This window comes from Cryobacterium sp. Y57 (genome assembly GCF_002929505.1).
GTDB lineage: Bacteria > Actinomycetota > Actinomycetes > Actinomycetales > Microbacteriaceae > Cryobacterium.
The window spans coordinates 1-4,919 of record NZ_PJJL01000024.1; the positions used below are offsets into that span (position 1 = coordinate 1).

A 4,919-nucleotide genomic window follows, 5' to 3' on the forward strand; every position below is an offset into this window, starting at 1 on the left:
ACGCCGCCACGCCGCCACGCCGCCACGGATCTTGATTCTGCGCCCTTGAGGGTCCGCTAATCGCGAATGTAACGAGAATCAAAGGACCAGTCCCGACTGAATGAGTCACGGCCAGGATCGGGGCGAAGGCGTGCCGGATCGTGTAGCGGCGGCACGACGTGTAGCGGCGGCACGACTAGAAGTCGTGATCGCGCAGCCAGGAGAGGAGGGCGTCCTCACGCCGGGAGGTATCGGACTGTTGCCAGGCGCCCAAGTCTCGCTCATCGACGAGGAGGCCGTCGCGCAGATAAACGACGCGGTCGGCGCGGGCAGCGCACGCGGGGTCATGGGTGACCATCATGATCGTGGTGCCGTCCCGATGCACGCCGGTGAGGGCATCCATCACCTCGAGGGTCATGCTGCTGTTCAGGGCTCCGGTGGGCTCGTCGGCGAAGAGAACTGCGGGCGTGGTGGCCAGGGCCCGGCAGATGGACGCGCGTTGCAGCTGGCCGCCCGACACCTGGGTGATGCCGTGGTGGGCGACGTGGGCGATGCCGAATCGCTCGAGCATCGCGTCGACGCGGGCTTCGACTTCGGCGCGGGCCTTAGGCTGTGCCTTGAGCGCAGGTAACAGGATGTTGTCGCGCAGATTGAAGTTGGACAAGAAGTACGCCTGCTGGAAGATGAAACCCATCTTGGTGAGGCGGGTGTGACTCATATCGCGTTCGCTCAGCTCTGTGAGGTCGAGGTCGCCGAGACGCACGTGGCCAGCGGTCGGCCGGTCCATGCCGCTGATGCAGTACAGCAGCGTCGATTTTCCGGAGCCCGAGGCGCCCATGACGGCGAGGAATTCGCCTTGGCGAACGGCGAGATCGATGCCGTTGAGCACTCGGGTGGGCGGCTCTGTCGAGTGGTAGGACTTTTCCAGGGCGGTCGTGACGACGGCGGTGGTGACGAGCGCGGGAGAGGTCGAAGGTGCTTCAGAGAGCGTCATGTGTGATCCGTTCGGGGATTCGTGATTCGCGGGACGGGGTGTGTGCATCAGGCGCGCAGCCACGCGCTCGTGTCGCCGCGACGCAGCCGCGACGACACGGCGACGGCACTGATCGTGCCGACGGCGATGAGCAGCAGCGGGTAGGCCACGTAGACGAGCAGCGGGTTCGGGATAAACGCCAGGTTCGAGATGCCGAGACCGGCAAGAGAGATCGCTGCGCCCACGAGAGCCTCGCCGAGGGTCGCAGCGACGGCGACGCCGATCATGGTGCCGATCACGACGGTGAGGATCGCCTTGAACCGTAGTTGTGCCGCGAGCTCGGAGCCGGAGAATCCGAGCGCGGAGAGGATACCGGAGCGGCGCTTCTCGCGGGCGAGACGCAGGGTGAGATTCAGGGTCGTGATGAGCGCGGCGACCCCGATCGCGAACACGATGGCGAGCAGCGCCGCGTTGAAGAAAGCACTGGTGACGTAGCTGAGAGTCTGCGAGACGTACTCGCCCATCGGTACGACGGTCGCAGCCGGGAACCGGTCGCCGTAGTCGGTGGCGATCACGGTGGGGTCCTGCCCTGCTGCGGTGGTGCCGTAGTAGATGTAGCCGGTGACGACGCCGGTCGCGTCGCCCGCCATCTTGGCGGTCTGGCCGCCGCTGGTGATGTCCTGATAGACACCATTCACCGTCAGGGTGACTTCGCTCCCGTCACGGCGCACCGTGAACTCGTCGTCGACGTCGACACCGTATCGGTCGGCGTTGAGCACCGACAGCGAGATCTCCCCGGCGGAGGGTGGCCCGCCTCGCAGGTACTGGATCGTGTTCCCCGAGTAGTCCCCCACCTCGACGCGCATCGACTCCCACCCCTCGTCCCCAAGCGTCTCGACAAGTTCGTTGGCGAACCTGTGCACCTGGGCGAGACGGGAGTCGGTGGCAAATGCCGTATCCGCTTCCTCCCGCACCTGCTCCAGATCGTCGGAGAATTGCAGGTCGAGACGCAGGTCACTCTCGGGCGCACCCATATAGGTGACGAACTTCGGGCTCTGGAAGGTGGTGAGCAGGTTCGTCGGTAACGTGATCAGAACCACGGCGAGCAGGAAGACGAGCGGCAGCAGCATCCACTGACCTGCCTCGGAGCGGAGGTCGACGAGCGAGATTCGACGGCCCAGGTCGCCGCCCCTGTACGAGGTAAACGCCGAGCGGCGCACCCGGCGGGCAAGCCGCTTCCCGCGTCGCGCGGTCTGGTGCTCGTTGAGGATAGAGCCGTGGACGAGGGCGTTGACGACCTCAATGCGATTGATGATGCCCAGTACGTGGCGGCAGATTGCGATGACGACGAGAAACACCAGCACGAGCGCGGCAATCGGGGCCAAGAAAGTCAGGGCTGTGACGGGGGCGGTGGCGTAGCTCGCCTGCATACCGCTGGTGAGCGCCCGCGACGCGACGATCGCGAGCCCGCCGCCGATGACGCAGGCGATGAGCGTCATCGCGCTGTACTTCGACAGATACAGACCGGAGATGGTCGAGTTCGGTAGGCCGATCGCCTTCATCGCGCCGATTTGATGAACCTCGTCCTGCAACCTGCCGCGGATGACGAAGCGCACGTTGAGGAGGGCGATGGCGATGAGCAGGAGGCTCACGAACATCAATGCGATCGCGACCAGGCCGTCGCTGATGGCGTTGATGATGCGGATCATGTCGCCGGTGACGGCCTGCCCGTTCTTTGGCAATGACTGATCCGACTCGTAGGCGGCCTGAAAATTGCTCGTCTGTGCCGGGTCGGCGAGCCGATACTCGACGATGATCTCGGGACTGCCACCGCTCGCGCGCAGTCGCTCGAAATCGGCGTCGGAGACGAGGAACCGCGTCGCGGAGGAGAGCGACGAGGCCATTTGCGAATCGCGCACGAAGCCCGCGATGACGAAGTCCTCGATGCCGGCATCGGTACGGATGCGCAGTTCGTCACCAGCTTGCAGCCCGAAGCGCTGCTGATAGGCGACCGGTACGAAGGTCTCGCCGTCAGCCGGGTACGCGATGGTGCTGTCGGCATCGAGAAGGAAGTCGAACGCGGTGTTTTGCGTGACGAGGAGGTTGTCGATGAGGCTCTTCGACAGGGTGCCGGACTCCGTCGTGCCCGGGCGGGCCCAAGCGAGCGCGGCGCTGTCGTAACCGACCATGTCCTCGATGAGCCAGGAGTCGATCTCCGGATGCGCGGTGGCGAAGGCATCCAGTGCCGCTTTGTCGTAGGCACCCTTATGCATTTGCAAGAAGTGCGGCGGCTTGGCCTGATCGAACAGGGCGTTCACCGAGCCGAGCGTGCGCTCCATCACCATCGCACCACTCGCCATTAGAAAGGCGCTGAGGACGAGGACCACGAGCAAAGCGATGTTAACGCCGGGGTTCTTGCGCAGGTCGTTGAGCGTGTACTTAAAGTGCATGTGCTGCGGTGCCTCCGACGACAAGACCCCGATACCGGGGATTTGGAGCGACATCCAGGTGAGTACCCAGTGATGCACGATGTCGAGAACAAGGTTGAACAGTTCGACGCCGGCGACATGCCGCGTCTCCTTGCGCTTGCGCAGCGCGTGGGTCCACAGTCCGTTGAGACCGTAGATGTACAGGATATCGAGGACCCCCTCCCAGAAATTACCCTGGAACCAGATGTCCAGGACGCCCTCTCGACGACCGGCGACCAGAGAGATACCGCGGGCCGACACGGCAGGGAGGAGCAAGACTCCGTATGGCGAGAACTAACAAAGGGCATACGCGAGCGGCCGAAAAAGTCAGCAACCACCCCTGTCAGGAAGCGCGATTTGCGGATACTCTTCGCCGCAGGCGCGCGTGCGTGCGCTCAATGCCAATGCATTTGGCTGAAGGCTACGTATCAACGCTGTCGCACTAATCGTCGGGATCGTCCCGATGGGCGAAAACCCATAGGAGTGAATCGTGAAGAAGAACATCAAACTGGTGCTCGGCGCGAGCGCAGCCGCGCTAATCGCCGTGTCGTTGGGCGCTGCACCGGCATCAGCGCATGTGCCGAAATCGGTGCGCGGTAACGTCGTGCTGACCGCCCACCTCACGGAGCTGAACGACTCGGGAGCGTCGGGTAAGGCGGTCGCCATTGTTCGCGGCGAGACAATCCGGGCGATCGGAATCCGCGCGCGGGGTTTGACACCCGACGCTCCCCACGCCCAGCACATCCACTATGGCGAACAGGCCATGAACGAATGCCCCACGCTGGCGTTGGACAAAAACGGCGACGGGCGACTGAACACCGTCGAGGGGGTACCGGCCTACGGCCCCGTTGTCGTGTCCCTGAACACCAGCGGAGACACCACGCCGGCCAGTTTCCTCGACGTTACCCGGTTCCCCGTCGCGAAAAACGGCGCCTATAGCTACCTTCGCACCAACATCCGCTTCACGGACGTAGCCGGAATCGGATACCCAGGAGCCGAAGGGCTCGGCACCGCCGCGCAAATCGCCGAAGCCATCCGCGCCGGCGAGGGCGTCGTAGTCATCCACGGAAACGACTACGACGGCAACGGCGCGTACAACCTCAGCGATCCCGAGGGTGCGAGCGAACTCAACCCAGCTCTCCCCGCCGAGGTAACCGACCCGGTCGCCTGCGGAGTCCTGCGCTAGCTGCGAGCGTCCGGCCAAGACTGAGGTCCAGGCACCGTGCGAGCGCCCACAGCGCCGTACGGTCCTGGGCCTCACCCTTTGACAGAAGGTCAAGACCCTAGCTCGCCTGCCCCAGCGCCCTGTCTTCCTGGTCCATCTTTTCCAGTCTCCCCGAGAAGGCTAGCCCCGGCGTCACGAGTGACCTACCTTGGTAGCAGTGGCGTACCCCGGCGGTTAGTTCATACCGCGACGAATGTCGGCGGGCGCCGCTATCGAGTAAGGGAGCTTACCGTGGCATACAACGTCGCACAGAAACTCATCGCATCACACCTGG

General features: G+C 64.2%; 3 protein-coding genes. 1 reads left to right on the plus strand and 2 read right to left on the minus strand.

The window, feature by feature from the left end:
• Window positions 1–175 precede the first annotated feature (175 nt).
• Both CXY72_RS00215 and CXY72_RS00220 read right to left on the minus strand, forming a co-directional pair.
• Complete coding sequence (locus CXY72_RS00215; RefSeq protein ID WP_104125738.1) at window positions 176–973, minus strand: ABC transporter ATP-binding protein; 798 nt, start codon at window positions 971–973, stop codon at window positions 176–178.
• Window positions 974–1,020: 47 nt separating this feature from the next.
• Window positions 1,021–3,696, minus strand: coding sequence for an FtsX-like permease family protein (locus CXY72_RS00220; RefSeq protein WP_233197563.1), 2,676 nt, complete (start codon window positions 3,694–3,696; stop codon window positions 1,021–1,023).
• A gap of 214 nt (window positions 3,697–3,910) precedes the next feature.
• Between CXY72_RS00220 and CXY72_RS00225 the strand changes: the two genes are divergently transcribed.
• Complete coding sequence (locus tag CXY72_RS00225; RefSeq protein WP_104125737.1) at window positions 3,911–4,606, plus strand: hypothetical protein; 696 nt, start codon at window positions 3,911–3,913, stop codon at window positions 4,604–4,606.
• The last annotated feature ends 313 nt before the right edge of the window (window positions 4,607–4,919 follow it).

What these genes read in the sequence shown, in the direction of transcription:
- CXY72_RS00215 (WP_104125738.1), bottom strand. Translation starts at nt 973, where the DNA reads ATGACGCTCTCTGAAGCACCTTCGACCTCTCCCGCGCTCGTCACCACC.